Consider the following 24,361-nt stretch of genomic DNA (forward strand, 5'->3'; position numbering starts at 1 on the left):
GTAGCCGGTGGCAGGAGAAATGCCGAACTGACGGCAGAGGAAACGGATGTTCGCCCCGTCCTGCGAGGCGAACAGCACAAACTCGGTACGTAATGACATGGTATCTCTCGCATCCCAGGGCATAAGCGACTCCATAAACGGGTACTTATGCCTCAGTTGTAAGTGTCTACCATGTCCCCGAACAAGTGTTCACTATGTCCCCGGACCGTACACCCATGAGGAGAGGGAGGGAAAATGCCTACTTAAACAACGCATTCAATCTGTCTAACACCAGCATCGCGCTGTAATAATCCAGGCGGAACGTCTCCGTTCCCAGCGCCCACACGCGCTTGTTTTTCACCGACGGCAGGTGCGCCAGCAGCGGGTTAGCGTAAATCGCCGCCACGTCTTTCTCGTCGCCGGCAAACACGAACAGCCCTTCGCCGTTCAGTCCCGTCGCCAGGTTTTCACCGCCCAGCTGGATAATGTCGTGGCGCTTGCCCTGGCTTGTTGAGGTCTGCAACCCGGCAGGCAGGTCCGCCAGCGTAAAGCCCAGCTGGTGCAGCAGCTTGCCCTGCGCCGATTCTGTCGTCCACAGGTTTGCCGTGTGCGCGGCGGCGGTGTAGACGATGGCATTCACCGGCTGCGGCGGAAGTTTCATCTGCTGTTTCACCTGCGCGAGCTGTTTATCGAACGCGGCGATGCGTTCAGCGGCCTGTTTCTCATGCCCGGTCATCGTGCCCAGCTGGGTCAGCAGTTCCTGCCAGCTTTTGTCGTCGTAATTGATGATAAGCGTCGGGGCGATGGCGGAGAGCTGATCGTACAGCGCCAGCGCGGAATCCCCGCCGGTGGCGCTGATTAAAATCAGATCCGGCATCTGGGCGGCTACCGCTTCGGCGCTCGGCTCGCCGATGTACAGCCGTGCAACCTTACGCTGTTTTGCAATATCCCCCCACTGGCGCAGGAAACCCTGCGCGTCCGCCACGCGGTTGTTCGGCGTGGTTGCGCCGCTGGCAATGACCGGCGCGTCAATCGCCAGCAGGGAGCCGGTTAAGGTCACGCTGGTGGAGACAATGCGCGTCGGCTTGCTCTCAAGCGTGTGCACGCCGCGGCTGTCGTTGACCTGGCGCGGCCAGTCTGCGGCGGTGGCTGAGGTTAGTCCTAAAACAAAAAGTCCTGTCAGAAGAAGGGCATTGCGGCAAACGGCAGCGATTTTCACAGAGCGGCATCCTGTTTTTATTGAAGATAATGCTTCTCATTTTCATGGTTGCCGGGAAGGGATGCAAGCGTTTGTCGCAGAAGTTAATGGCCCGACGGTTGACAGCGGGGCGCTGTGGGATTAGGTTAGCCGACGAAAATATAAATGATAATCATTATTGCTTCTTTTATCATTTTGAGGAGGATGATATGGACACGTCCCTGGCTGAGGAAGTTCAGCACACCGCGACCACGCTGCAATCAGACAGCTTTTTCTTTATGTCGCCTTACCGCAGTTTTACCACCTCAGGCTGTTTTGCCCGATTCTCTGAACCTGCCGTCGGCGGAGACGATCCGGCGGGGCAGTTCCAGCAGAAATTAGCCCAGGCTTTCCGGGATGCGAAAGCCAGCGGCATCGCCCATCCCGTCATGGTAGGGGCCATCCCGTTCGATACCCGCAAGCCGTCTTCGCTGTTTATTCCGCAACGCTGGGAGACCTTTTCCCGTCCCGCACGTCAGCAGTCCGCACGCTATTTTTCCGGCGCGCAGGCGCTGAAGGTGGCACAACGCACCGAGATCCCGCCGCAGCCCGTCTTCGAAGAGATGGTCGCCCGCGCCGCGTCGCTGACCGCCACGCCGCAGGTGAACAAGGTGGTGCTGTCGCGCCTGATTGATATCGCGACCGATAAACGCATGGACAGCGGCGCCCTGATGGAGCGCCTGATCGCCCAGAACCCGGCGAGCTTCAACTTCCACGTACCGCTGGAAGACGGTGGCGTGCTGCTGGGTGCCAGCCCGGAGCTGCTGCTGCGCAAAGAGGGCGCGCACTTTAGCTCGCTGCCGCTGGCAGGCTCCGCGCGCCGTCAGCCGGACGACGTGCTGGATCGCGAGGCGGGCAACAAGCTGCTGGCCTCCGAAAAGGACCGCCACGAGCACGACCTGGTGACCCAGGCGATGAAGGCCATTCTGGAACCGCGCAGCCATCACCTGAGCATGCCGTCTTCCCCGCAGCTCATCACCACGCCGACTCTGTGGCATCTGGCGACGCCGGTTGAAGGTGACGCGCGCGAGAACGAAAACGCCCTGACGCTGGCCTGCCTGCTGCACCCGACCCCGGCCCTGAGCGGCTTCCCTCATCAGGCGGCTAAAGAACTGATTGCCGAGCTGGAACCCTTCGACCGCGAACTGTTCGGCGGCATCGTCGGCTGGTGCGACAGCGAAGGCAACGGCGAGTGGGTGGTGACCATCCGCTGCGCGCGTCTTCGCGAAAATACCGTTCGCCTGTTTGCCGGCGCGGGCATTGTGCCTGCCTCTTCCCCGGTGGGCGAGTGGCGGGAGACGGGCGTGAAGCTCTCCACCATGCTTAACGTGTTTGGTTTGCACTAAGGAATACTCATGACCATCCCTTTCACCCGCTGGCCTGAGGATTTTGCCCGCCGCTACCGTGAAAAAGGCTACTGGCAGGATCTGCCGCTGACCCACATCCTGACGGACCATGCGCAAAGCGATGCGGTGGCGATTATTGACGACGATCGCCACATCACCTACCGCGCGTTTAATGAGGCGGTGACGAATCTGGCGTATGCCCTCCAGGCGCAGGGGCTGCACCGCGGCGAGACCGCGCTGGTGCAGCTCGGCAACGTGGCCGAGTTTTACATCACCTTTTTCGCGCTGCTGCAGATCGGCGTCGCGCCGGTTAACGCGCTCTTTAGCCATCAGCGCAGCGAGCTGAACGCCTACGCCGCCCAGATCAAACCCGCCGTGCTGATCGCCGATCGCGAACATGCCCTGTTCGCGGGGGATGATTTTCTCAATACCTTTGTGGATGAACACCGCTCGGTTCGCGCCGTGCTGCTGCGCGGCGATAAGGGTGAACATGCGCTGGAAGCGGCGATTGCGCGCCCGGCGGACAACTTCATCCCGAACCCGACGCCCGCAGACGAGGTGGCGTTCTTCCAGCTTTCCGGCGGCAGCACCGGCACGCCGAAGCTGATCCCGCGTACGCACAACGACTACGACTACAGCATCCGCCGCAGCAATGAAATCTGCGGCATCACTGCGCACACCCGCTATCTGAACGCGCTTCCCGCGGCGCATAACTACGCCATGAGCTCGCCGGGATCGTTAGGCGTATTCACGGCGGGCGGCTGCGTGGTGCTGGCGAACGATCCGAGCGCCACGCTCTGCTTTCCGCTGATTGAGCAGCATCAGATCAACGTGACGTCGCTGGTCCCTCCGGCGGTGAGCCTCTGGCTGCAGGCGATTGCCGACGGCGCGGGGAACGCGCAGCTGAAATCCCTCAAGCTGCTCCAGGTGGGCGGCGCACGCCTCTCCGCCACGCTCGCGGCGCGTATTCCGGCGGAAATCGGCTGCCAGCTGCAACAGGTATTCGGCATGGCGGAAGGGCTGGTGAACTACACCGCCCTCGACGACGCACCGGAACGCATCATCAACACCCAGGGCCGCCCAATGTGTCCGGACGACGAGGTGTGGGTGGCGGACGAGGACGGCAACCCGCTCCCGCGCGGGGAAATCGGGCGCCTGATGACGCGCGGCCCGTACACCTTCCGCGGCTATTTCAACAGCCCGGAGCACAACGCCAGCGCCTTTGATGCCAACGGTTTCTACTGCTCCGGCGATCTGATCGCCATCGATGAGCAGGGCTACATCACCGTGCAGGGGCGCGAGAAAGATCAGATCAACCGCGGTGGCGAAAAGATTGCCGCCGAAGAGATCGAAAACCTGCTGCTGCGCCACGAGGCGGTGATCCACGCCGCGCTGGTGAGCATGGAGGACACCCTGCTGGGCGAAAAAAGCTGTGCGTATCTGGTGGTGAAACAGCCCCTGCGCGCGGTTGAGGTGCGCCGCTTCCTGCGTGAGCAGGGCGTTGCCGAATTTAAGCTGCCGGACCGCGTGGAGAGCGTGGATGCGCTTCCGCTCACGCCGGTCGGCAAAGTTGATAAGAAACAGTTGCGCCTGTGGCTTGCTGAACGCGCCCGGGGCTGAGGAACAGAGAATGGCCATTCCAAAATTAACCGCTTACGCGCTGCCAACCGCCGCAGAGCTGCCGACCAACAAGGTCAACTGGGCGTTTGAGCCGGAGCGCGCCGCGCTGCTGATCCACGATATGCAGGAGTATTTCCTGAACTTCTGGGGCGAAAATAGCGACATGATGCAGCAGGTGGTGGCGAACATCGCTAAACTGCGCGCGTACTGCAAAGAACACAATATCCCGGTGTACTACACCGCGCAGCCGAAAGAGCAGAGCGATGAAGACCGCGCCCTGCTGAACGACATGTGGGGGCCGGGCCTGACCCGCTCGCCGGAGCAGCAGCGCATCGTGGCTGAACTGACGCCGGACGAAGCGGACACCGTGCTGGTGAAGTGGCGCTACAGCGCGTTTCACCGCTCGCCGCTGGAGCAGATGCTGAAAGAGACCGGCCGCAACCAGCTGCTGATTACCGGCGTTTATGCCCATATCGGCTGCATGACCACCGCCACAGATGCCTTTATGCGCGACATCAAGCCGTTCTTTATCGCCGATGCGCTGGCGGACTTCACCCGCGACGAGCACCTGATGTCGCTGAAATACGTGGCAGGACGTTCTGGCCGCGTGGTGATGACCGACGAGCTGCTGCCGTCCGTTCCGGCAACGAAAGCCGCGCTGCGCGCGCTGATCCTGCCGCTGCTGGACGAGTCCGACGAGCCGATGGATGACGAAAACCTGATCGACTACGGTCTGGACTCGGTGCGCATGATGGCGCTGGCCGCCCGCTGGCGGAAGGTGCACGGCGACATCGACTTCGTGATGCTGGCGAAAAATCCGACCCTTGACGCCTGGTGGGCGCTGCTCTCCCGTGAGGTGAAGTGATGGCGGGGTTCGATTTTACCGGTAAAACGGTTTGGGTAACGGGCGCGGGTAAAGGTATTGGCTATGCGACCGCGCTGGCCTTTGTGGAGGCGGGCGCGCGGGTGACCGGGTTCGATCTGGCCTTCCCGCAGGACGATTATCCGTTTGCCACCGAAACGCTGGACGTGGCGGATGCGGCGCAGGTGGGCGACGTCTGCGGGCGCTTACTTGGCACCCTTGAGCGCCTCGACGTGCTGGTTAACGCGGCGGGCATTCTGCGCATGGGCGCGACGGACGAGCTTTCGCAGGAGGACTGGCAGCAGACCTTTGCGGTTAACGTCGGCGGCGCGTTTAACCTGTTTCAGCAGACGATGGGCCAGTTCCGCCGTCAGCAGGGCGGAGCGATAGTGACCGTGGCCTCCGACGCGGCGCACACCCCGCGCATCGGGATGAGCGCCTACGGCGCGTCGAAGGCGGCGCTGAAAAGCCTGGCGCTGACCGTCGGGCTCGAGCTGGCGGGCAGCGGCGTGCGCTGTAACCTGGTGTCGCCCGGCTCAACGGATACCGACATGCAGCGCACCCTGTGGAAAAGCGACGATGCGGAGCAGCAGCGCATTCGCGGCTTTGGCGAGCAGTTCAAGCTCGGCATTCCGCTCAGCAAAATCGCCCGTCCGCGGGAAATTGCCGCCACCGTGCTGTTCCTTGCGTCCGATGCCGCCAGCCATATTACCCTGCAGGATATCGTGGTGGACGGCGGCTCCACGCTGGGGGCGTAATGATCTGGAAACGTCATTTATCGCTTGAAGAACTGAACGCCACCAGCGTAAACACCCTGGTGGCGCATCTGGGCATCGTCTATACCCGCCTCGGGGACGACACGCTGGAAGCGGAGATGCCGGTGGATGCCCGTACCCATCAGCCGTTTGGCCTGCTGCACGGCGGGGCGTCGGCGGCGCTGGCGGAAACGCTGGGCTCAATGGCCGGTTTTCTGATGACCCGCGACGGGCAGAGCGTGGTCGGCACTGAGCTGAACGCCACGCACCACCGCGCGATCTCTCACGGTAAGGTGCGCGGCGTGTGTCAGCCGCTGCATCTGGGGCGTTCGAGCCAGAGCTGGGAGATCGTGGTATTCGACGAGCAGGGGCGGCGGTGCTGTACCTGTCGGTTGAGCACGATGGTGCTGGGGTAAGTCATTCAGCTGAAAGTGATCGGCTTAACACTGTGGTGTAAATCTCTGGTTTGACCACGCATTATTGCGTTTCAAAGTTGTTAAATTTTATCCGTTGTTCTAGAAACAAAATGTAACATCTCACTGTTTCACAACAACGGACAACAACTATGAACAACTCAGGGAAATACCTTACGTGGGCGGTGCTCTCCGTTGTGGGAGCCTTTGCCCTGGGCTATATCGCCCTCAACCGGGGGGAGCAGATCAATGCGCTCTGGATCGTCGTCGCCTCCGTCTGCATTTATCTCATTGCGTACCGTTTTTATGGCCGCTATATCGCAAAGACGGTACTGGGCGTAGACGGCACGCGCATGACGCCTGCCGTGCGTCATAACGACGGGCTGGACTACGTGCCGACCGACAAAAAAGTGCTGTTCGGTCACCATTTTGCGGCGATTGCCGGTGCAGGCCCGCTGGTGGGGCCGGTGCTGGCGGCGCAGATGGGCTACCTGCCGGGGATGATCTGGATCCTCGCGGGGGTGGTGCTGGCGGGCGCGGTGCAGGACTTTATGGTGCTGTTCGTCTCCACCCGTCGCGACGGCCGTTCTCTGGGCGAGCTGGTGAAAGAGGAGATGGGGGCAACCGCCGGGGTGATTGCGCTGGTGGCGACCTTTATGATCATGGTGATCATCCTCGCGGTGCTGGCGATGATCGTGGTGAAAGCGCTGACCCACAGCCCGTGGGGAACCTACACGGTCGCCTTTACCATTCCGCTGGCGTTGTTTATGGGGATTTACATTCGCTACCTGCGCCCGGGGCGCATCGGTGAAGTCTCTGTCATTGGCCTGGTGTTCCTGGTATTTGCGATTATCTCCGGCGGCTGGGTGGCGGAAAGCCCGACCTGGGCACCATTCTTCGACTTTACCGGCGTGCAGCTGACCTGGATGCTGGTGGGCTACGGCTTTGTGGCGGCAGTGCTGCCGGTGTGGCTGCTGCTGGCCCCGCGCGATTACCTCTCAACCTTCCTGAAAATCGGCACCATCGTCGGGCTGGCCATCGGCATTCTGATTATGCGCCCGACCCTGACCATGCCGGCGTTAACCAAATTCATCGACGGTACCGGCCCGGTCTGGACCGGCAACCTGTTCCCGTTCCTGTTTATTACCATCGCCTGCGGTGCGGTGTCGGGCTTCCACGCGCTGATCGCCTCCGGGACCACGCCGAAGATGCTGGCGAATGAAAATCAGGCCTGCCTGATTGGCTACGGCGGTATGCTGATGGAGTCCTTCGTGGCGATTATGGCGCTGGTCTCCGCCTGCATTATCGACCCGGGCGTTTACTTTGCGATGAACAGCCCGATGGCGGTACTGGCCCCGGCCGGTACCGTTGACGTGGTAGCGTCCGCCGCGCAGGTGGTGAGCGGCTGGGGCTTTGCCATTACCCCGGAAACGCTGACGCATATCGCTAATGAGGTGGGCGAGCAGTCAATTATCTCCCGCGCGGGCGGGGCGCCGACGCTGGCGGTGGGCATGGCCTACATCCTGCACGGCGCGCTGGGCGGGCTGATGGACGTGTCGTTCTGGTATCACTTCGCCATCCTGTTCGAGGCGCTGTTTATCCTGACGGCGGTAGATGCGGGTACGCGTGCGGCGCGCTTTATGCTCCAGGATCTGCTGGGGGTGATCTCCCCGAACCTGAAGCGTACCGATTCGCTCCCGGCTAACCTGCTGGCGACGGCGCTGTGCGTGCTGGCGTGGGGCTACTTCCTGCATCAGGGCGTGGTCGATCCGCTGGGCGGGATCAACACCTTGTGGCCGCTGTTCGGTATCGCCAACCAGATGCTGGCGGGCATGGCGCTGATGCTCTGCGCGGTGGTGCTGTTCAAGATGAAGCGCCAGCGTTACGCGTGGGTGGCGCTGGTGCCAACCGCCTGGCTGCTAATCTGTACCCTGACGGCGGGTTGGCAAAAAGCCTTCAGCCCGGACAATAAGGTGGGCTTCCTGGCGATCGCCAACAAGTTCCAGGCGATGATCGACAGCGGTAAGATCCCGGCGCAGTACACCGAGTCACAGCTGTCGCAGCTGGTGTTCAACAACCGTCTGGATGCCGGACTGACCATCTTCTTTATGGTGGTGGTTGTGGTGCTGGCGTTGTATTCTCTGAAAACCGCGCTGGCGGCGCTGAAGGTCGACACGCCGACGGCGAAAGAGACGCCGTACGAGCCGATGCCTGAAAACCTGGACGAGATTGTGACCCAGGCGAAAGGGGCGCATTAACCTATGTGCCGGGTGGCGCTAGCGCTTGCCCGGCCTACATTTCCAGTGAGACCAGAATGATGTTCGACACCCTCTCCAAAGCAGGTAAGTACCTGGGCCAGGCCGCCAAAATGATGATTGGCGTGCCGGATTACGACAACTACGTCGAGCATATGCGCGTCAACCATCCTGACCAGACGCCGATGACCTACGAAGAGTTTTTCCGCGACCGCCAGGACGCCCGCTACGGCGGCAAGGGCGGGGCGAAGTGCTGTTAACCCTCTTTCGGTAAATAGAGGCTGATTTGCTCCTGCTTGCAGCCATAAATTGCCGCCAGCTTTTCGCGGGTGCGCTTTTGCGGACGGGAGTCCAGCGCTTCAAGCTGTGATACGGCGGACTGGCTGATGCCGAGTTTTTCCGCCACTTCCTGCTGGGATAGCCCGCGCAGGATACGCCACGCGGCCTGCAGACTGACGTTCTCGCTATGCATGATGTCGCACACTTCACCCGGTAAACCTACGTTATCGTAGATATCTGATTCGTAAGGGATGTCTTCCCAGTCGCTTTCATCATCGTCATCATACTCAAGCATGGCTAAACGCATGCGAAAATATTCATCGTAGGGAATGACAACATACTGTTTTTTTCCTGCTTCATCCTTTATGAACTGAACAGTCATATTCCGTATGCTCCTCATGAAGGTAGGTGGTGGTTGTCCGGCGTTTTACCGCCACTACGTAACAGGTATCACCCGGCGGGTCTCCGAAGGTGTAAATGACCCTGTAATCACCTGATCGCAACCTGTAGTGGTTTTCGGGAGAAGATAATTTCTTGATATCCGCGACAGGTGATGTTTTATCATCCATCTTCTCCAGCCTGAATTTAATGCGGTTCTGATATCGCGTATCGATTTTAGAAAATTGCTTCTCTGCTGTTTTTGACCACACGATCTTCATCCGTACCTCCACTGTACGCCCACACATAATATAAGGAAATAATAAGACTATTAGATAAATTCCGAATTTCTTATGGGGTACTGTAGAGCGGAAAAAAAGCGCAGGTAAGAGGCAAAACGCAAACCGTCGAGGCGGCTCGACAAGGCCTCTGCCGGGCGACAGAGGCTTGCAGGAATATTGCGATCAGGCGTTCAAACCGCCGTCCACGTCCAGACCGGTGCCTGAGATCTGCCCGGCTGCCGGGCTGGCGAGGAAGGTAACCGCCGCCGCGACGTCTTCCGGCTGGCCGTAATGGCCCAGGGCAATAAGCTGACGCTGTGAGTCAGCCTGTTCACCGTCCTCCGGGTTCATATCGCTGTTGGTCGGGCCGGGGTGCACCAGGTTAACGGTAATGCCGCGCGGGCCAAGATCGCGGGCCAGACCGCGGGTGAGGGAGTTAAGTGCAGATTTGGTCATTGAGTAGACGGCAATCCCCGGCTGTGCCACGCGGTTCGCCAGACAGCTGCCGATGTTGATGATGCGCCCGCCGTCAGACATATGCACCAGCGCTTCCTGAATGGCGATCACCACGCCGCGGATGTTGACGTTGATGAGGGCGTCGATGTCCGCCAGCGTCATGGACTCCAGCGGGCCGCCGCGCGCGATACCGGCGTTATTGACCAGGATGTCCAGCCCGCCGAGAGAGCGTGCCGCATGGGTGACGGCATCCTGAATCGCCTGCGCGCTGGCGCTGTCGGCCTGAATGGCCTCGCCGTGCCGCCCCAGCGCCTTAATTTCATCGGCGACCGCCTGGGCTTTATCGGCGGATTTTTCATAGGTGATGACCACATCGGCACCGGCGCGCGCCAGCGACAGGGCAATCGCACGACCCAGCCCGCGGCTGGCGCCGGTAACCAGCGCCTTTTTACCTGTTAAATCGATCTGCATGATGACCTCGTTACGAGAGTGGTGAGAACCATCATTAGGTATAGCCCGTCGGCGCAATTAACGGCGGAAGGATTCTACTTTCTCAAACGCGGCGCGCAGAGCCTCAGGCGTTAACGCCACCGGCAGATAGTGAATCGACTCCACCGGGCGCAGCGTGTGGGCGATGACCTTATCCAGCTCGTCGCGGTTCTTGATGTCGACGTCCAGCTCGCGAAGCGTGGTCGGCAGGTTAAAGCGCCGGTATGCCGCCACCAGCTGCGCCAGCACGTCGTTCTGGCCGAGCAGGGCGCTCTGCACCAGAATGCCGTAGGCCACCTTGGTGCCGTGCAGGTATTTTTCCGTCTGCGGCAGCACGGTTAAGCCGTTGTGCACCGCGTGCGCCGCCGCCACGCGGGTGTAGCGTTCACCCAGGCCACCGACCATACCGCCGCCGGCAATAATGGCATCCACAACGTCCCGAAATGCCTGCGTTAGCTCGCCGCGCTGCTGGTCGGCAAGCGCTTGCTCACTGTGTTCCAGCAGCACGTCGCGGATCGCCAGCGCGCCGTTAAGGCCAAGGCGCACGGTCAGCGGCAGGATTTCCGGCTGTGGGGCGAGAACCGCCGCTTCGTACCACTTCGCCAGAGTATCGCCGATGCCCGCCAGCAAATATTCCGCCGGGGCGTTCAGAACGATCCGCGGCTCCACCAGCACCAGAAAGTTAGCGTCGTCAAAAATCTCAAACTGCAGCGCCTGACCGGCATCGTTGTACCAGACGGAGAGCGGCGTCCACGCCGCGCAGGTGGCGGCGATGGTGGGAATGCCCACGAACGGAACGCCCAAGCGGCGCGCCACGGCCTTGACGGTGTCCATCACCGCGCCGCCGCCCACGCCAATCACCACGCTGGCATCGCTGCCGGATTCGTTCACCAGCCGGGTGACGTCGCGCTCGCTGCAATGGCCCTTAAACAGCAGGTGCTTCGCCCCCGGCGCGTTAAAGCTCTCCGGCAGGAACGGGCGCGCGCCCTCTATTGCGCGCTCGCCGTAAATCCACACCGCGCGGGAAAGCTGTTCCGGGGTAAAGAAGTCATTCAGATGCGTAAGGCTTCCGGAATGGGAGAAGTAGTTCGCCGGCCCGGGCACGACGCGGATGTCGGTGTTGCTCATGGTGTTGTCCTTTTTTCGCAAGCGCTAACCCGATGTTATGTCTGGACATCCGGATGGCTAATAATATTTCGCTTTATCTTATGCCTTTTCCGTCGTTGTCAGTCAACCGGAGCTGTGAAAAATTCGCTAAATCAGAAGAGTAATGAAGGATTTACGCGGATGGTTTCCAGTCGCCTTGAAATGCGCGGTATCAGCCTGGCCTTTTCCGGCTTTCAGGCGCTGACGCGCGTGGATTTCACGCTGAACGGCGGGTCGGTGCATGCGCTGACTGGCGCCAACGGTGCGGGGAAATCAACGCTGATGGCGGTGCTGTGCGGGACGCACGACCACTATGAAGGCGAAATCAGCATTAACAACCAGCCGGTAAACATTCGCGAGCCGCTGGACGCCAAACGGCTGGGCATCCACCTCGTGCAGCAGGAGGTGGACGTGGCGCTGATCCCCGGGCTGAGCATTGCGGAGAACATCATGCTCGACCAGCTGGCGCAGCCGGGGCACCGCTACCGCTGGCGCACCGTTCGTCAGCAGGCGCGGCAGGCGCTGGCGCAGCTCGACGTTACGCTGGACGTTCGCCGCTCCATCGACGGCTGTTCGCTGGCCGAAAAGCAGCAGATTTTGCTGGCACGCGCTTTGTCCCACCACTGCCGTTTTTTGATTCTTGACGAGCCCACCGCGCCGCTGGACGCGCACGAGAGCGAGCGTCTGTTTGCGGTGGTAAGACGTCTGCAACAGCAGGGCATCGGCGTGGTGTTTATCTCCCACCGCATTCACGAGCTAAAAGCTATCTGCGACACCCTGACGGTGCTGCGCGACGGCAAGCTGATTGAGTCCGGCCCGATGGCCGATCTCAGCGGTGAAGAGATTGTTGAGAAGATGCTCGGCCACGTGCTGAGCGATATCTACCCGCCCGCGCGACCGCCGCACGGCGACGAAACGCTGCTGCGAGTGGAAGGCCTGCACGACGACGCGCTGCTGAAGGATATCTCCCTGCACCTGCGCAAAGGCGAAATTCTCGGCATTGCCGGGCTGGCGGGGGCGGGGAAAACCGAACTCTGTAAGGCGCTGTTTGGCGCCACCAAAAGCCGCGTGGCGCGCGGTGAGCTGAATCAACAGCCCTGGCAGCCGCGCGATCCGGCAGACTCGGTGCTGCGCGGCCTGGCGCTGGTGCCGGAGGAGCGGCGTAAAGAGGGAATTTTTATCGACGAGCCGGTGAGCATGAACCTTGCCGTGTGCGCCGATAACAGCTTCTCGCGCTGGAGCCTGTTCGGCTATCGTCAGGCGTGGCGCTGGGCGGAGGAGGTCATTGCCCGCATCGGCGTGCGCGCTCGCGGACCGGGGCAGGTGCTGCGCCGTCTGTCCGGCGGTAACCAGCAGAAGGTCGCCATCGGTAAATGGCTGCGTAATGACGCCAGCGTGCTGATTTTCGACGAGCCGACCAAAGGCGTGGACGTGAAGGCCAAAACCGATCTGTTCCAGCTGATTGACGGCCTGGCTCGCGAGGGCAAAGGGGTGATTTACGCCTCCGGCGAGTTTGCCGAGCTGGTGGGACTGTGCGACCGCATCTGCGTCCTGTGGGACGGGCGCATCGTGGCAGAAATCGCCGGGGAAGAGGCCCGTGAAGAGACACTACTTTATTATTCAACCGGAGGAACGGCGTCGTGAGCAAGGCCCTTTCAGTGACCCCGGCGGCGTCTGGCCGTCAGCAACTTTTTGATTTTCTCTATAAATGGGGCATGTTGCTCACCGTCGTCGCGCTGGTGGCCGTCTTTGGCCTGGCGTCGGACAGCTTCCTCGACCCGAACAACATCATCAATATTCTGCGCTCGATTGCCATCGTGACGGTGATTGCCGTTGGCGTGTCGATTTCGCTGACCGTCGGCGGGTTCGATCTCTCCGTGGGCTCCACGGCGTCGCTGGCGAACGCGCTGGTCATTTCGCTTTTTGTCTGGCACGGCTTCGGCACCACCGAGTCGATTGTAATCACTCTCGCGCTCTGTACGCTGGTCGGCCTGTTTAACGCTTTCCTGATCGTCATCCTGCGTATTCCGGACATGCTCGCGACGCTCGCCAGCCTGTTTGTCATCCAGGGCGTGGCGATGACCTACAGCTACGGCGGGTCGATTACCGAGAACATGGTGCTGCCGAGCGGCGACATGGCGGAAGGGACCATTCCGGCGGCGTTCAGCCTGCTGGGGCAGGTGCCGACCATCGTCATCATCATGCTGGCGGTGACCCTTCTGGCGCAGCTGGGGCTGTCGCTGACCACTCACGGACGCCGGATGTATGCCATTGGCGGCAACCCTGAAGCGGCTCGCCTCTCGGGCATTCGCACCACGCGCTACAAGGTGGCGGCCTACGTGATTGCCTCGCTGCTGGCGGGGCTGGGCGGCATTCTGCTGGCCTCCCGCATCGGATCGTCGCAGGTCAATGCGGGCGGCGGCTATCTGATGGATGCGGTGGCCGCGGCGTGGATTGGCTTCTCGCTGGCCGGGTCCGGCAAGCCGAACGCGCTTGGCACGCTGGTGGGGGCGGTGATCCTCGGCGTGCTGTCGAACGGGCTGGTGATGCTCTCCGTGCCGTATTACGCCATGGACATAATAAAAGGGCTGGTGCTCGCGGTGGCACTGGCGATTACCTACATACAAAAACGCTGACAACACAACGGGATAAAAAATGAAAAAGATTGCGCTCTCTTTGGTGGCACTGGGGTTACTCACTTCTCTGCCGGGATTCGCGGCCACGCCCGCGCCGGTTCCGGCCGCCATTGCGAACCACGACGGACCGATCCGCATCGCGGTGATCCGTAACCTCGGCTCGGACGACAACACCACGCAGTTTGTTGCCGGGGCCATTCAGGAAGGGAAAAAGCTCGGCTTTAAGGTCAGCACCTTTTTGAGCAACGGGGATGACGCTAAATTCCAGGACTTCGTTAACCAGGCCATCAGCCAGAAATATGACGGGATCATCCTGTCGCAGGGCCGCGATCCGTACTCCACCGCGCTGGTGAAGAAGGCAGTGGATGCCGGGATCAAGGTCGCCGTATTTGATACCGCCGTAAACGGCGAGATCCCGGGCGTGACCGTCACCCAGCAGGACGACACCTCCCTGACGAATCTCTCCTTCGGCCAGCTGGCGAAAGATTTCAACGGCAAGGCCAACATCGTCAAGCTGTGGGTGGCGGGCTTCCCGCCGATGGAGCGCCGTCAGGCAGCCTATAAAGAATTGCAAAAGCAGTCCCCGGAGATTAAAGAGCTGGAGTCCATCGGCGCGGTCTCTTCTGACGTGCAGGGCGACACCGCCAACAAGGTGGGCGCGATCCTGGCGAAATACCCGAAAGGCAAAATCGACGCCATCTGGGGAACCTGGGATGCCTTCAGCCAGGGCGCGTATAAGGCTCTGAAGGAGAACGGCCGTACCGAGATTAAACTCTACAGCATCGACATCTCCAACCAGGATCTGCAGCTGATGCGCGAGCCGGGCAGCCCGTGGAAGGTGAGCGTGGCGGTGGATCCGAAGCTGATTGGGGCGACCAACGTGCGTCTGGTGGCCAATAAGATAGCCGGAGAAGCGACCCCGGCCACCTACGATTTTAAAGCCGCGGCTATTCCGCAGGCGCTGCTGACCGCCCAGCCGGGGGCGGTGAACGTAGCGTCGCTGGGCAAAATCATTCCGGGCTGGGGTCAGACGGAAGATTTTATCGCGCCGTGGTTTGCGACGCTGGAAGCGAAGAATAAATGAGCATCTTCCCCACGCCAGAATACAGCCGCAACATGCGGCTGATTGGCCATAGCGATCAGGGCGGTCGCCCGGACGGCGTGCAGCTGATGGTGCATCGCGGTTTCGCCTATATCGGCCATATGGTATCGCAGGGCTTTTCGATAGTAGACGTGCGCGACCCGAAAAACCCGAAACCCGCGGGCTATTTTCCTGCGCCGCCGGGCACCTGGAACGTGCACCTCCAGGCGCATGACGACCTGCTGCTGGTGATCAACGCCCGGGATCTGTTTGCCGATGCCCGCTTCGCCGACGAGAAGGTCTACTACACCCGTCAGGTAGGAGAGACCGTCAGCGACGTTCAGGACAGGGGCTGGAGCGCCGGGCTTCGCGTTTTTGATATCTCCACGCCGGATGCGCCGCGCGAAATTGGCTTTCTCTCGCTGAGCGGCATCGGCATTCACCGCATCTGGTACGTGGGTGGCCGCTGGGCGTACGTGTCGGCGCTGATCGACGGTTTTACCGACTACATTTTCCTGACCATTGACCTGGCGGACCCGCGCAAACCCGAGGTGGCGGGGCGCTGGTGGCTGCCGGGCATGAACCAGGCCGAAGGCGAACAGCCGAACTGGCCGGAAGGGAAACGCTACGCGCTCCACCATGCGATTATTGCCGGCGATACGGCGTACGGCAGCTGGCGCGACGGCGGCCTGACGCTGCTGGACGTGAAGGATCGTACCCAGCCTAAGCTGATTAGCCACCGTAACTGGAGTCCGCCGTTTGGCGGCGGCACGCACACCGCGCTGCCGCTGCCGGACCGGGATCTGCTGGTGGTGCTGGACGAAGCGGTGCTGGATAACCAGGAAGACGGCGAGAAGTTGATCTGGCTGTTTGATATTCGCGAGCCGTCGAATCCGGTCAGCATCTCGACCTTCCCGCAGCCGAATGAAACCGACTACGTGGCAAAAGGGGCGCATTTTGGGCCGCACAACCTGCACGAGAACCGGCCGGGGAGCTTTGTCAGCTCAACGCTGATTTTTGCTACCTATCAGAATGCGGGCGTGCGCGCGTATGACATCTCCAATCCGTATCGCCCGGTGGAAACCGGTGCGCTGGTGCCCGCGGCACCGGAGAGGATGATGGACACGCGGCCGAATCGCCCGCAGGTGATCCAGTCCTGTGACGTGTTTGTGGATGCGCAGGGAATTATCTACAGCACGGACTATAACGCCGGGCTGTCGGTGATTGAGTATCTGGGGTAAGTGCGGTTTGATGCCCTCTCCGACAGGGAGAGGGAGAAAATCAACTGTATTGCCGCACCCGCGCCACCAGATCTTCCGCGCTGTCGATGCGGTCGGCAATCAGAATCAGTGCTTTACCAAGCGTAATGGCGTGGCGCAGGCACTCGTTGCGCATGGCCTCGTCCTGGATGCTGTCGATATCCGCGACGTGGGAAAGCCCGACGCTGCGGCGAATGAGTTCGGTGCCGCAGAAGCCGATGGAGTCATGCCAGACCTTTTTCAGGAACGCGGAGGCATAGCCCGGCGCGCTGAGCGCGGTGTCGCGCGTTTTCTCGTGTGCCAGTGCCTGGAAGCGTTCCGCAAAGGTGTTCCACAGCTCCTGAATATCGGTCAGGCGCTGCTCGCGCGCGGCGGCGGCATCGCGAATGCCCAGATGGCCCGGCAGGCCGCAGAAGTTGAGCAGCAGGTTGCCGATGGCGGTGCCGACGTCAAAGCCAATCGGCCCGAAATAGCCGAACTCGGCGTCGATGGCCTTCAGGCTGCCGTCGGCCACAAATATCGAGCCGCTGTGAATATCCCCGTGCAGCAGCGCTTCGGCATTCGAGAAGAAGCGGTGCTTCAGGGAGGCCACGGCAATTTTTAGCGGGGCGTCGTCGCGCAGGGCGGTGACGTCATTTTCCAGCTCGGCAGGGTAGTTATTGCGCTCATGAACCTGGTACGGATCGTTGAAGAACAGATCTTCGGTGATCTCACACATCTCCGGGTTGATGAATTTCGCCACCTGCGCTTTTTTCGCGTGCGGGTGCAGATAGAAATCGCTGGTGTGGAACAGCGCGTGCGCGAGGTATTCGCCCAGCTGGCGCGCCGCCTGCGGGTAGTAAATGTTGTTGATCAGCTCGCCGCGCCAGATGCGATGGCTGGAGAGATCTTCCATCACCATCACCGCCAGTTCCGGGTCAAAGTGGTGGATTTTCACGGTGTGCTGCGGGCTGTGCTGGTAATGCTCGACCAGGGTTTGCGCCTCGAGGCGGGCGCGATCCAGCGTCAGCGGCCAGGACTCGCCGACGCAGCGCACGTAGGGCAGTGCCTGTTTGACGATAATGCGGCTGACGCCCGCGCTGTCGTAAATTTTAAAAACCAGATTGAGGTTGCCGTCGCCCACTTCCTGCGCCTCTACCAGCGATGACGGATCGTCAAGCCCACCAAACTGCCTGGCATACTCCACGGCGTCCTGAGCGGTAAAGGTACGGTATTGCGACATGGCCTGTTCCTCATGAGTTAACTAATTAAGACATGTAGACGTCTATGCATCTGGATTTCATCCTGACACAATGTGCTACAACAACGCAACAGGGAATTAACGACATGCAGACATTACAGACGACCAGCCTGCGGGTGGCGGATAATCAGCTCTTTATTCTCGACCAGCAGGCGCTTCCGCAGGAGAAACGCTGGCTGGATGCCTCAACGGTGGAGGCGCTGGTTGGGCATATCCACGCTCTGCGCGTACGTGGCGCGCCGTTGATTGGTCTCTCTGCAAGCCTGCTGCTGGCGCTGCTGGCGGAAAACGGCAAAAGCCGCGATGAGCTGGCGGTGGCGCTGGACACGCTTCGCGCCGCACGCCCGACGGCAGTAAACCTGATGAACAACCTCGACCGCATGAAGTTTGCGCTGCGGGAAGAGGATTTCGTTCCGGCGCTGGTGGCGGAGGCGCTGCGCCTGATTGACGAAGACAAACGGCTTTGCGACGCGATTGCAAAAGCGGGCAGCGCGCTGGTGAAGCCCGGCAGCCGTCTGCTGACCCACTGCAACACCGGCGGGCTGGCAACCGCGGGCGTCGGTACGGCGCTGGGCGTGATTGCCCGCGCGCATCAGGAAGGCAACGTCAGCAGTGTCTGGGTGGATGAAACCCGTCCGCTGTTGCAGGGCGGCAGGCTGACCGCATGGGAGCTGGGCGAGCTGGGGGTGCCGTATCAGCTGATTACCGACTCCATGGCCGCCAGCCTGATGGCGAAAGGGCAGGTGGACGCCGTGTGGGTGGGGGCCGATCGCATCGCCGCTAACGGTGACGTGGCGAACAAGATCGGCACTTATTCGCTGGCGGTGCTGGCGAAATTCCACGGTATTCCGTTTTACGTCGCCGCCCCACAAACGACGCTCGACCCGGCCTGCCCGAACGGGGATGCGATCCCTATCGAGCAGCGCGCCGCCAGCGAGGTGACGGGCGTTGCCGGAAGCTTTGGCGCGGTGCAGTGGGCGCCGGAAAACGCGGTGGTCTATAACCCGGCGTTTGACGTCACGCCTGCCTCGCTGATTAGCGGCTGGGTGCTGGATACGGGTGTGGTCACGCCGGATGAGGTGGCGGAAGGGAAATTTGCCTGAGTCCGGCTATCCTTTAAGGGGGTTCCCTGAGAGGACAACATCGTGACGCTCGATCCTGAAACAGACTTAAAACTGGAGCGTGTGGTGGACGCACCGCGCGACATGCTCTGGCTCTGCTGGACCACGCCCGAGCACATCAAAAACTTCTTCATTCCTGCTCCGCACAAGGTGACCGAATGCGACCTCGACCTGCGCGTGGGCGGGCGGTTCAACACCGTGTTTGAGGTGGACGGGCAGCGGATGGATAACCGGGGTGTCTTCCTGGAAATCGATCCGGGGAAAAGCTGGTGTTTACCGACGGCTATACCGAAGGCTGGAAACCGGCCGAGAAGCCGTTTATGACGGCAATTTTGTTGCTTGAAGACGTCGGGGAGGGGAAAACCCGCTATACGGCGATAGCGCGCCATCCGACGAAGGAAATCCGCGAGCAGCATGAACAGATGGGCTTCCACGAAGGGTGGGGGATAGTGCTGGATCAGCTGGTGGAGTATGTGAAAGGGCTTAACGCTTAGTGCGCGCTGGTGCCCTCACCCCGACCCTCTCCATGTGGGAGAGGGAGAAAAGATCAGGCCAGGCGTGGATACGCATCCGCGATCGCATCGCCCGTAAACTGGGCAACCCAGCCTTCCGGATTGTCGAAAATACGAATGGCCGTAAAGTTCGGCTCTGAGCCCATATCAAACCAGTGCGGCGTGCCCGCCGGCACGGAGATCAGGTCGTTTTTCTCGCACAGCACCTGATAAACCTCATCGCCAATGTGCAGGCAGAACAGCCCGGCACCTTCCACGAAAAAACGCACTTCGTCTTCGCCGTGGGTGTGCTCGTTGAGAAACTTCGCGCGCAGCGCCTCTTTCTGCGGATTGTCGGCGCGCAGGCTGATGACATCCCAGCTCTGATAGCCTTTCTCTGCCACCAGCTTGTCGATCGCATGTTGATACGCTTCGATCACGGCTTCGGGCGCAGGATCCTGCCCTAAATCACGGTCTGCCGCCCAGCGCTCAAAGCGCACGCCTTTAGCGTTCAGCTGTTGAGCGATTTCGGCGGCGTCGGTGCTGTGCCACTGGTGCTGGCTGGCGTCTTTATCGGAATAAATGGTCAATGCGCTCATGAAGGGATCTGCTCCGGATTAATCTCGTCAAACTGGTGGATTTGATGGTGATGGCTCGCGCCGTCATCTTCACCGCGAATCAGTTGCAGGGTGCGAAAACCCGCCTGTTCAGCCGCGTCCAGCTCCTGGTGAATATCCGAGAGGAACAGGATTTGCGACGGGGCGATGCCCGTTTGCGCCGCTATGTTCTTGTAAGACTGCACCTCGCGCTTGGCGCCGATGTGGGTATCAAAGTAGCCGCTGAACAGATGAGTAATATCACCTTCGTCGCTGTAGCCAAATAACAGTTTCTGCGCAGCAACGGAGCCAGAGGAATAAACATAGAGATCAATCCCTTGCGCCTTCCATTTTTCCAGCGCAGGCAGAACGTCAGGGTACAGATGGCCGGTAAAGTCACCGTTGATGTAGCCCTCCTGCCAGATGATGCCTTGCAGGGCTTTGAGCGCCGTCGATTTGCGGTCTTCATCCATAAAGCTAAACAGCACGTTGATGAGATCGCCGACGCCGGCATGCGGATCGCTGATTTCATCGCGCAGGTTGTCCAGAATCGATTTGACCGGCTCGGCGTACTGCTGGGCGGTCACGAAGGCCGCCAGCCGCTCACGCGCGTAGGGGAACAAAACGTCATGGACAAAACGAATATCGCTGGTGGTTCCTTCAATATCCGTCACAATCGCGCGAATCATACTCTCTCCAGTTGTCGTAAACGCATTTCGCATTCAAATAAGAACTCTAATCCTTCCAGATGACGGCGGGCTTCGGCCACGTCGCGTCCCCAGCAGGTTAAGCCATGGCCGCGCAGAAGAAAACCATAATTAAGCGGACGTTCCTGGGCGTAATGGGCGATGCGCGAGGCGAGGGCGTCAATATCTTGGTCGTTATCAAACACCGGGATGGCGACGGTATCCAGATGGGTAGTCTGCCCGGTAAGCGATTTCTGCATCTCGAAACCGCTGATATTCAGTTCGGCTTCTTTGACCAGACGCGACAGCACCGTGGCGTTAACGGTATGAACGTGCAGGACGGCGTTAGCCTCCGGGAACAGGCGATAGATAAGGGTGTGTAGCCCGGTCTCCGCCGACGGTTTTCGACCGGACGGCGCCCGGTTGGTGGCGATCTCAACCTGTAGAAAATCGTCGGTGGTCAGGCTGCCTTTGTCCTTGCCGGATTCGCTGAGCCAGCAGAGGTGCTCGTCCTGACGCACCGACATATTACCGCCGGTGGCGGGTGCCCAGCCTTTGGCGCCTATCCAGCGGCAGGCGTCGACCAGGTGTGTGAGCAGCAGGTTGTCTGTCATTTCCTTTTACCCCTCGGCCAGGAATATTGATATGGTTTAGACGTCTAAGCGTCTTGATTGCCAAAGACTAACATCGTGTTATAGTGGCAGCAACATAAGTATTACAAGCAGGCACGACAACATGAGCAATAACGTATTGATCCCGCAGAGTAAACTTCCTAATCTCGGTACCACCATCTTTACGCAGATGAGCGCCCTGGCGCAGCAGCACAATGCCATTAACCTCTCGCAGGGGTTCCCCGATTTCGATGGTCCGAAATATTTGCAGGAACGTCTGGCGCACCACGTGGCGCAGGGGGCGAATCAGTATGCGCCGATGACCGGCGTGCAGGCGCTGCGGGAAGCCATTGCCGACAAAACGGCGGCGCTGTATGGCTATCACCCCGATGCGAACAGCGATATCACGGTGACGGCAGGGGCGACCGAAGCGCTGTATGCTGCCATCACCGCGCTGGTGCGCGCGGGGGATGAAGTCATCTGCTTTGACCCAAGCTACGACAGCTATGCGCCTGCGGTTGAACTCTCCGGTGGCGTGGTGAAGCGCGTGGCGCTCCAGCCGCCGCATTTCCGCCCAGACTGGCAGGCGTTCGCCGCGCTGCTGAGTGATAAAACGCGCCTGGTGATCCTGAATACCCCGCACAACCCGTCGGCGACGGTGTGGCAAAAGGCCGATTTTGCCGCGCTGTGGCAGGCTATCGCCGAGCGGGAAATTTACGTCCTGAGCGATGAAGTCTACGAGCACATCTGCTTTGCGGAGGAAGGGCACGCCAGCGTGCTGGCCCATCCGCAGCTTCGCGAGCGCGCGGTTGCGGTGTCGTCATTTGGAAAAACCTACCATATGACCGGCTGGAAGGTAGGGTACTGCGTGGCCCCGGCGGCCATCAGCGCGGAGCTGCGCAAGGTGCATCAGTACCTGACCTTTGCGGTCAACACGCCTGCCCAGCTGGCGCTGGCGGACATGCTGCGCAGCGAACCGCAGCACTATCGCGAGCTGCCGGATTTTTACCGCGCGCGTCGGGATCTGTTTGTAAATGCGCTGAGCAAAAGCCGCCTGGAAATACTGCCCTGCGAAGGAACCTACTTCCTGCTGGCGGACTACAGCGCGATTTCCGATCTTGACGACGTCAGCTTTTGCCGGTGGCTGACGGAGGAGGTGGGCGTGGCGGCTATTCCGCTGTCGGTGTTCTGCGCCGATCCCTTCCCCCATAAGCTGATTCGCCTGTGCTTTGCGAAGCAGGAATCGACGCTGCTGGCGGCGGCGGAGCGTCTGGCGACGCTCTGACTATTTCACCGTCCAGGCTTCGGAATAGCGACGGTCTGCAAACAGTTCCAGCAGGCCGTTGATCTGCTTCAGGCGCAGCACCTCGTCGCTGTCCATCCCCAGTTCCTTACCAATTTTCTCATCGTTCCAGCCAAGCTGGGCCAGCTCCCGGACGATGTCGGACATGGCGTTGATCTGGTGGCGTCCCCGCGCACGGTTGTGGCGGATGGTGGCGGCCATCCGGTCAAGCTTTTGCTGGCGATCTTTGCGCAGGCAGGTGACGGGCAAATAGCCCCGAAGCTGGCGCTTCAGCGCGGCCCTGCTTTTACCGATTTCGTGACGATGGAAGCCGTCGACAATTTCGTAATGCGCTGGCTCGCTTTCCGTCACCACGATGGGCTGCGTAAACCCGTCGAGCTCGAGCGATTGACTCAGCAGACGCTTTTCCGGCGGCGCCACGTTATTTGGGTTGTAGTCGTTGGCAACGATAGCGTCCTGCTTTATCCACAGCACGCAGTCGACGGGCTGGTCGCTGAACGGGCTGAGATGATGCATGGCCTGGCGAAAAGCATTGATGGCATCTATACGTTGCTCGTCGGTGAGCGTCTGCAAATAGGTTTCCAGTTCGGTAATCAGTCGTTGCTGCATAAGATCCCCCACTCATTGCGTTTTGATTTCATCCGTTCGCTATAGCGCTGATAGTGCTTTGGTTTGTTCGGGCTAAAGGAGAGGGCCCGACACCAGTAATCGTTGTTGAGCAGAACCTTGCATATTCGCCGCCAGGACGGGATATCCTTTGAGCCGATATCACCCTCCTGCGTATCGGGAAGATCGGACATCCCGCGCTTCTGATACCAGTGCAGGTACACCGCGACTTTATTGCGATAATGTTCAGCCGTCTGTTGCGGCATGCTGTCGAGGAGCAGCATGGCGTACTCTTGCCAGCTGAGGTGGTCGGGCTTGAGGATCTTTCTGTGACCGTAGAAGTGGTTGTCGTGCCCCGCGTAAATTCCGCCGCTGCGCACGCCGCTGACGCGTGCGCACATGGCGGCCCAGCGTTCAGGTTCAACGACGTGATAGAGCCATAAGCCCTGTCGCTGCTCCGGGCCAAAGGGTTCACAAATGCGCATGTAGCGCGGCGGCACGCCGGCCTGGTACATCAGATTGTAGAGGGGGTTATAGGCGCAGCCCGTTTTGGCAAACCAGGTCCAGATGTCGGCGGTTTTCCAGTCGTAGAGAGGATAGATATACCAGGCATGACCGCCGGGCGCGACGGTCGTCCAGGGTTTGTCGTCGGAAAAGCGCTGCTTTCGCGCGCAGGCGATTGCCAGGAAGCGGTTATAGGATTCGTCGGCGCGGATGCCCACCATCACTGCGGCGGGGCGCCTTCGCGCATACCATTCGGCAAAGTCCCTGACGAAGGCCTCGAAGGTCATCCCCTGCTGATAAAAATCAAAATAACACGTACTGGTGATGGCATCAGGCGGAGGCTGTCTGACCCAGCTTATGCCGGGTTCCCAGCACTGCCATTCCGGCTGGTACTGAGAGAGGGCATTTTGCGTGGTGATCGGCAGCGCCACCCACCAGAACTGATTGATGACGTCACGATATTGGGTCCTCATGTTCTCAATATGCTCAATGGTGCAGGAGAACTGTGCTTCCCAGTCCAGAAAGAGGACATCTATTTTTCTGTTCAGCTGCCGCGCCCGCTGCGCAGCAAGATGAAGCATCACCGTTGAATCTTTTCCGCCAGAAAAAGAGACGCACACGCGGGTAAAATTTTGCAGCGTCCAGTTTATGCGTTCTGAAGCAGCCTCCAGAACGTTTTCCTGAAGAGGGTATTTATAGATAGACATGATGAGTCGCATCCTGCGTATGGA

General features: G+C 60.3%; 24 protein-coding genes and 2 pseudogenes. 14 read left to right on the forward strand and 12 right to left on the reverse strand.

The window, feature by feature from the left end:
* Both IM271_RS14340 and fepB read right to left on the reverse strand, forming a co-directional pair.
* Window positions 1-135: pseudogene (locus IM271_RS14340) on the reverse strand (IS481 family transposase); the annotation flags it as partial.
* A 103-nt stretch (window positions 136-238) separates the two neighbouring features.
* Window positions 239-1,198: a Fe2+-enterobactin ABC transporter substrate-binding protein gene (fepB, locus tag IM271_RS14345; protein WP_193052771.1), complete on the reverse strand. Its 960-nt coding sequence runs from the start codon at window positions 1,196-1,198 to the stop codon at window positions 239-241.
* A 188-nt stretch (window positions 1,199-1,386) separates the two neighbouring features.
* Between fepB and entC the strand changes: the two genes are divergently transcribed.
* The 7 genes from entC (at window position 1,387) to IM271_RS14380 (ending at window position 8,727) form a co-directional block, all read left to right on the forward strand.
* The gene (entC, locus tag IM271_RS14350; protein WP_193052772.1) at window positions 1,387-2,562 is read left to right on the forward strand and encodes an isochorismate synthase EntC; all 1,176 of its coding nucleotides are present in this window, start codon (window positions 1,387-1,389) and stop codon (window positions 2,560-2,562) included.
* A 9-nt stretch (window positions 2,563-2,571) separates the two neighbouring features.
* On the forward strand, window positions 2,572-4,182 hold the full coding sequence (gene entE / locus IM271_RS14355) for a (2,3-dihydroxybenzoyl)adenylate synthase EntE (protein WP_193052773.1): 1,611 nt from the start codon (window positions 2,572-2,574) through the stop codon (window positions 4,180-4,182).
* 10 nt (window positions 4,183-4,192) lie between these two features.
* On the forward strand, window positions 4,193-5,047 hold the full coding sequence (locus IM271_RS14360) for an isochorismatase (RefSeq protein WP_028012298.1): 855 nt from the start codon (window positions 4,193-4,195) through the stop codon (window positions 5,045-5,047).
* Window positions 5,047-5,802, forward strand: coding sequence for a 2,3-dihydro-2,3-dihydroxybenzoate dehydrogenase EntA (gene entA, locus IM271_RS14365; protein ID WP_193052774.1), 756 nt, complete (start codon window positions 5,047-5,049; stop codon window positions 5,800-5,802). Before IM271_RS14360 ends, entA begins: the two co-directional genes overlap by 1 nt.
* The gene (gene entH, locus IM271_RS14370) at window positions 5,802-6,215 is read left to right on the forward strand and encodes a proofreading thioesterase EntH (RefSeq protein ID WP_193052775.1); all 414 of its coding nucleotides are present in this window, start codon (window positions 5,802-5,804) and stop codon (window positions 6,213-6,215) included. Before entA ends, entH begins: the two co-directional genes overlap by 1 nt.
* A 149-nt stretch (window positions 6,216-6,364) precedes the next feature.
* The gene (gene cstA / locus IM271_RS14375; RefSeq protein ID WP_017694336.1) at window positions 6,365-8,470 is read left to right on the forward strand and encodes a pyruvate/proton symporter CstA; all 2,106 of its coding nucleotides are present in this window, start codon (window positions 6,365-6,367) and stop codon (window positions 8,468-8,470) included.
* Between the two features lie 59 nt (window positions 8,471-8,529).
* A complete protein-coding gene (locus IM271_RS14380) occupies window positions 8,530-8,727 on the forward strand; it encodes a YbdD/YjiX family protein (RefSeq protein WP_006809671.1) in 198 nt (65 codons plus the stop codon).
* Here the strand turns inward: IM271_RS14380 and IM271_RS14385 are convergent.
* From IM271_RS14385 to IM271_RS14400, 4 genes are all read right to left on the reverse strand, one after another.
* A complete protein-coding gene (locus tag IM271_RS14385) occupies window positions 8,724-9,128 on the reverse strand; it encodes a helix-turn-helix transcriptional regulator (RefSeq protein WP_193052776.1) in 405 nt (134 codons plus the stop codon). The two genes, IM271_RS14380 and IM271_RS14385, sit on opposite strands and share 4 nt — an antisense overlap.
* Window positions 9,103-9,405: a type II toxin-antitoxin system RelE/ParE family toxin gene (locus IM271_RS14390; protein ID WP_052683010.1), complete on the reverse strand. Its 303-nt coding sequence runs from the start codon at window positions 9,403-9,405 to the stop codon at window positions 9,103-9,105. Before IM271_RS14390 ends, IM271_RS14385 begins: the two co-directional genes overlap by 26 nt.
* A gap of 183 nt (window positions 9,406-9,588) precedes the next feature.
* Window positions 9,589-10,332, reverse strand: coding sequence for an SDR family NAD(P)-dependent oxidoreductase (locus tag IM271_RS14395; protein ID WP_028012303.1), 744 nt, complete (start codon window positions 10,330-10,332; stop codon window positions 9,589-9,591).
* A 57-nt stretch (window positions 10,333-10,389) separates the two neighbouring features.
* Window positions 10,390-11,478, reverse strand: coding sequence for an oxidoreductase (locus tag IM271_RS14400; protein WP_193052777.1), 1,089 nt, complete (start codon window positions 11,476-11,478; stop codon window positions 10,390-10,392).
* 159 nt (window positions 11,479-11,637) lie between these two features.
* On the opposite strand from IM271_RS14400, the gene IM271_RS14405 reads away from it, so the two are divergent.
* The 4 genes from IM271_RS14405 to IM271_RS14420 are packed head-to-tail and all read left to right on the forward strand — an operon-like array spanning window position 11,638 to window position 16,454.
* Entirely contained in the window at window positions 11,638-13,140 is a 1,503-nt protein-coding gene (locus IM271_RS14405) for a sugar ABC transporter ATP-binding protein (protein WP_193052778.1), read from the forward strand.
* Window positions 13,137-14,132, forward strand: a complete 996-nt coding sequence (locus IM271_RS14410; protein ID WP_069733597.1) for an ABC transporter permease — start codon at window positions 13,137-13,139, stop codon at window positions 14,130-14,132. Before IM271_RS14405 ends, IM271_RS14410 begins: the two co-directional genes overlap by 4 nt.
* Window positions 14,133-14,151: 19 nt before the next feature.
* Window positions 14,152-15,216, forward strand: coding sequence for a sugar ABC transporter substrate-binding protein (locus tag IM271_RS14415; RefSeq protein WP_193052779.1), 1,065 nt, complete (start codon window positions 14,152-14,154; stop codon window positions 15,214-15,216).
* Window positions 15,213-16,454, forward strand: a complete 1,242-nt coding sequence (locus IM271_RS14420; RefSeq protein WP_193052780.1) for an LVIVD repeat-containing protein — start codon at window positions 15,213-15,215, stop codon at window positions 16,452-16,454. The genes IM271_RS14415 and IM271_RS14420 overlap by 4 nt, the downstream gene beginning before the upstream one ends.
* A 40-nt stretch (window positions 16,455-16,494) precedes the next feature.
* Here the strand turns inward: IM271_RS14420 and mtnK are convergent, their stop codons facing one another.
* On the reverse strand, window positions 16,495-17,694 hold the full coding sequence (gene mtnK / locus IM271_RS14425) for an S-methyl-5-thioribose kinase (protein ID WP_193052781.1): 1,200 nt from the start codon (window positions 17,692-17,694) through the stop codon (window positions 16,495-16,497).
* A 104-nt stretch (window positions 17,695-17,798) separates the two neighbouring features.
* Here mtnK and mtnA point away from each other — a divergent pair, with 104 nt between their 5' ends.
* Window positions 17,799-18,815, forward strand: coding sequence for an S-methyl-5-thioribose-1-phosphate isomerase (gene mtnA / locus IM271_RS14430; protein ID WP_193052782.1), 1,017 nt, complete (start codon window positions 17,799-17,801; stop codon window positions 18,813-18,815).
* Window positions 18,816-18,857: 42 nt separating this feature from the next.
* Window positions 18,858-19,327, forward strand: a pseudogene (locus IM271_RS14435) (SRPBCC family protein).
* A gap of 53 nt (window positions 19,328-19,380) precedes the next feature.
* Here IM271_RS14435 and IM271_RS14440 read toward each other — a convergent pair.
* Genes IM271_RS14440 through IM271_RS14450 form a run of 3 tightly spaced genes read right to left on the reverse strand, consistent with a single transcriptional unit; the run spans window position 19,381 to window position 21,220 of the window.
* On the reverse strand, window positions 19,381-19,923 hold the full coding sequence (locus tag IM271_RS14440; RefSeq protein WP_010428475.1) for an acireductone dioxygenase: 543 nt from the start codon (window positions 19,921-19,923) through the stop codon (window positions 19,381-19,383).
* Complete coding sequence (mtnC, locus tag IM271_RS14445) at window positions 19,920-20,609, reverse strand: acireductone synthase (RefSeq protein ID WP_045261029.1); 690 nt, start codon at window positions 20,607-20,609, stop codon at window positions 19,920-19,922. Before mtnC ends, IM271_RS14440 begins: the two co-directional genes overlap by 4 nt.
* Window positions 20,606-21,220, reverse strand: a complete 615-nt coding sequence (locus tag IM271_RS14450) for a methylthioribulose 1-phosphate dehydratase (protein WP_048961266.1) — start codon at window positions 21,218-21,220, stop codon at window positions 20,606-20,608. Before IM271_RS14450 ends, mtnC begins: the two co-directional genes overlap by 4 nt.
* Before the next feature lie 121 nt (window positions 21,221-21,341).
* On the opposite strand from IM271_RS14450, the gene IM271_RS14455 reads away from it, so the two are divergent.
* Window positions 21,342-22,502 (forward strand): pyridoxal phosphate-dependent aminotransferase, encoded by a 1,161-nt coding sequence (locus tag IM271_RS14455; RefSeq protein ID WP_193052783.1) that lies wholly within the window; start codon window positions 21,342-21,344, stop codon window positions 22,500-22,502.
* Here IM271_RS14455 and IM271_RS14460 read toward each other — a convergent pair whose 3' ends face one another.
* Both IM271_RS14460 and IM271_RS14465 read right to left on the reverse strand, forming a co-directional pair.
* Window positions 22,503-23,129 carry a ParB/RepB/Spo0J family partition protein gene (locus tag IM271_RS14460; RefSeq protein ID WP_028012316.1) on the reverse strand — a complete coding sequence of 209 codons (627 nt, stop codon included), beginning with the start codon at window positions 23,127-23,129 and terminating at the stop codon, window positions 22,503-22,505.
* A complete protein-coding gene (locus IM271_RS14465; protein WP_047367717.1) occupies window positions 23,114-24,337 on the reverse strand; it encodes a phosphoadenosine phosphosulfate reductase in 1,224 nt (407 codons plus the stop codon). The genes IM271_RS14460 and IM271_RS14465 overlap by 16 nt, the downstream gene beginning before the upstream one ends.
* Window positions 24,338-24,361 lie beyond the last annotated feature (24 nt).

The organism is Enterobacter cloacae complex sp. I3 (assembly GCF_014896175.1).
Lineage (GTDB): Bacteria > Pseudomonadota > Gammaproteobacteria > Enterobacterales > Enterobacteriaceae > Enterobacter > Enterobacter bugandensis.

Coding starts and splice junctions, on each gene's coding strand:
- entC (WP_193052772.1), top strand. CDS start 1,387: ATGGACACGTCCCTGGCTGAGGAAGTTCAGCACACCGCGACCACGCTG.
- entE (WP_193052773.1), top strand. CDS start 2,572: ATGACCATCCCTTTCACCCGCTGGCCTGAGGATTTTGCCCGCCGCTAC.
- IM271_RS14360 (WP_028012298.1), top strand. CDS start 4,193: ATGGCCATTCCAAAATTAACCGCTTACGCGCTGCCAACCGCCGCAGAG.
- entA (WP_193052774.1), top strand. CDS start 5,047: ATGGCGGGGTTCGATTTTACCGGTAAAACGGTTTGGGTAACGGGCGCG.
- entH (WP_193052775.1), top strand. CDS start 5,802: ATGATCTGGAAACGTCATTTATCGCTTGAAGAACTGAACGCCACCAGC.
- cstA (WP_017694336.1), top strand. CDS start 6,365: ATGAACAACTCAGGGAAATACCTTACGTGGGCGGTGCTCTCCGTTGTG.
- IM271_RS14380 (WP_006809671.1), top strand. CDS start 8,530: ATGTTCGACACCCTCTCCAAAGCAGGTAAGTACCTGGGCCAGGCCGCC.
- IM271_RS14385 (WP_193052776.1), bottom strand. CDS start 9,128: ATGACTGTTCAGTTCATAAAGGATGAAGCAGGAAAAAAACAGTATGTT.
- IM271_RS14390 (WP_052683010.1), bottom strand. CDS start 9,405: ATGAAGATCGTGTGGTCAAAAACAGCAGAGAAGCAATTTTCTAAAATC.
- IM271_RS14395 (WP_028012303.1), bottom strand. CDS start 10,332: ATGCAGATCGATTTAACAGGTAAAAAGGCGCTGGTTACCGGCGCCAGC.
- IM271_RS14400 (WP_193052777.1), bottom strand. CDS start 11,478: ATGAGCAACACCGACATCCGCGTCGTGCCCGGGCCGGCGAACTACTTC.
- IM271_RS14405 (WP_193052778.1), top strand. CDS start 11,638: ATGGTTTCCAGTCGCCTTGAAATGCGCGGTATCAGCCTGGCCTTTTCC.
- IM271_RS14415 (WP_193052779.1), top strand. CDS start 14,152: ATGAAAAAGATTGCGCTCTCTTTGGTGGCACTGGGGTTACTCACTTCT.
- IM271_RS14420 (WP_193052780.1), top strand. CDS start 15,213: ATGAGCATCTTCCCCACGCCAGAATACAGCCGCAACATGCGGCTGATT.
- mtnK (WP_193052781.1), bottom strand. CDS start 17,694: ATGTCGCAATACCGTACCTTTACCGCTCAGGACGCCGTGGAGTATGCC.
- mtnA (WP_193052782.1), top strand. CDS start 17,799: ATGCAGACATTACAGACGACCAGCCTGCGGGTGGCGGATAATCAGCTC.
- IM271_RS14440 (WP_010428475.1), bottom strand. CDS start 19,923: ATGAGCGCATTGACCATTTATTCCGATAAAGACGCCAGCCAGCACCAG.
- mtnC (WP_045261029.1), bottom strand. CDS start 20,609: ATGATTCGCGCGATTGTGACGGATATTGAAGGAACCACCAGCGATATT.
- IM271_RS14450 (WP_048961266.1), bottom strand. CDS start 21,220: ATGACAGACAACCTGCTGCTCACACACCTGGTCGACGCCTGCCGCTGG.
- IM271_RS14455 (WP_193052783.1), top strand. CDS start 21,342: ATGAGCAATAACGTATTGATCCCGCAGAGTAAACTTCCTAATCTCGGT.
- IM271_RS14460 (WP_028012316.1), bottom strand. CDS start 23,129: ATGCAGCAACGACTGATTACCGAACTGGAAACCTATTTGCAGACGCTC.
- IM271_RS14465 (WP_047367717.1), bottom strand. CDS start 24,337: ATGTCTATCTATAAATACCCTCTTCAGGAAAACGTTCTGGAGGCTGCT.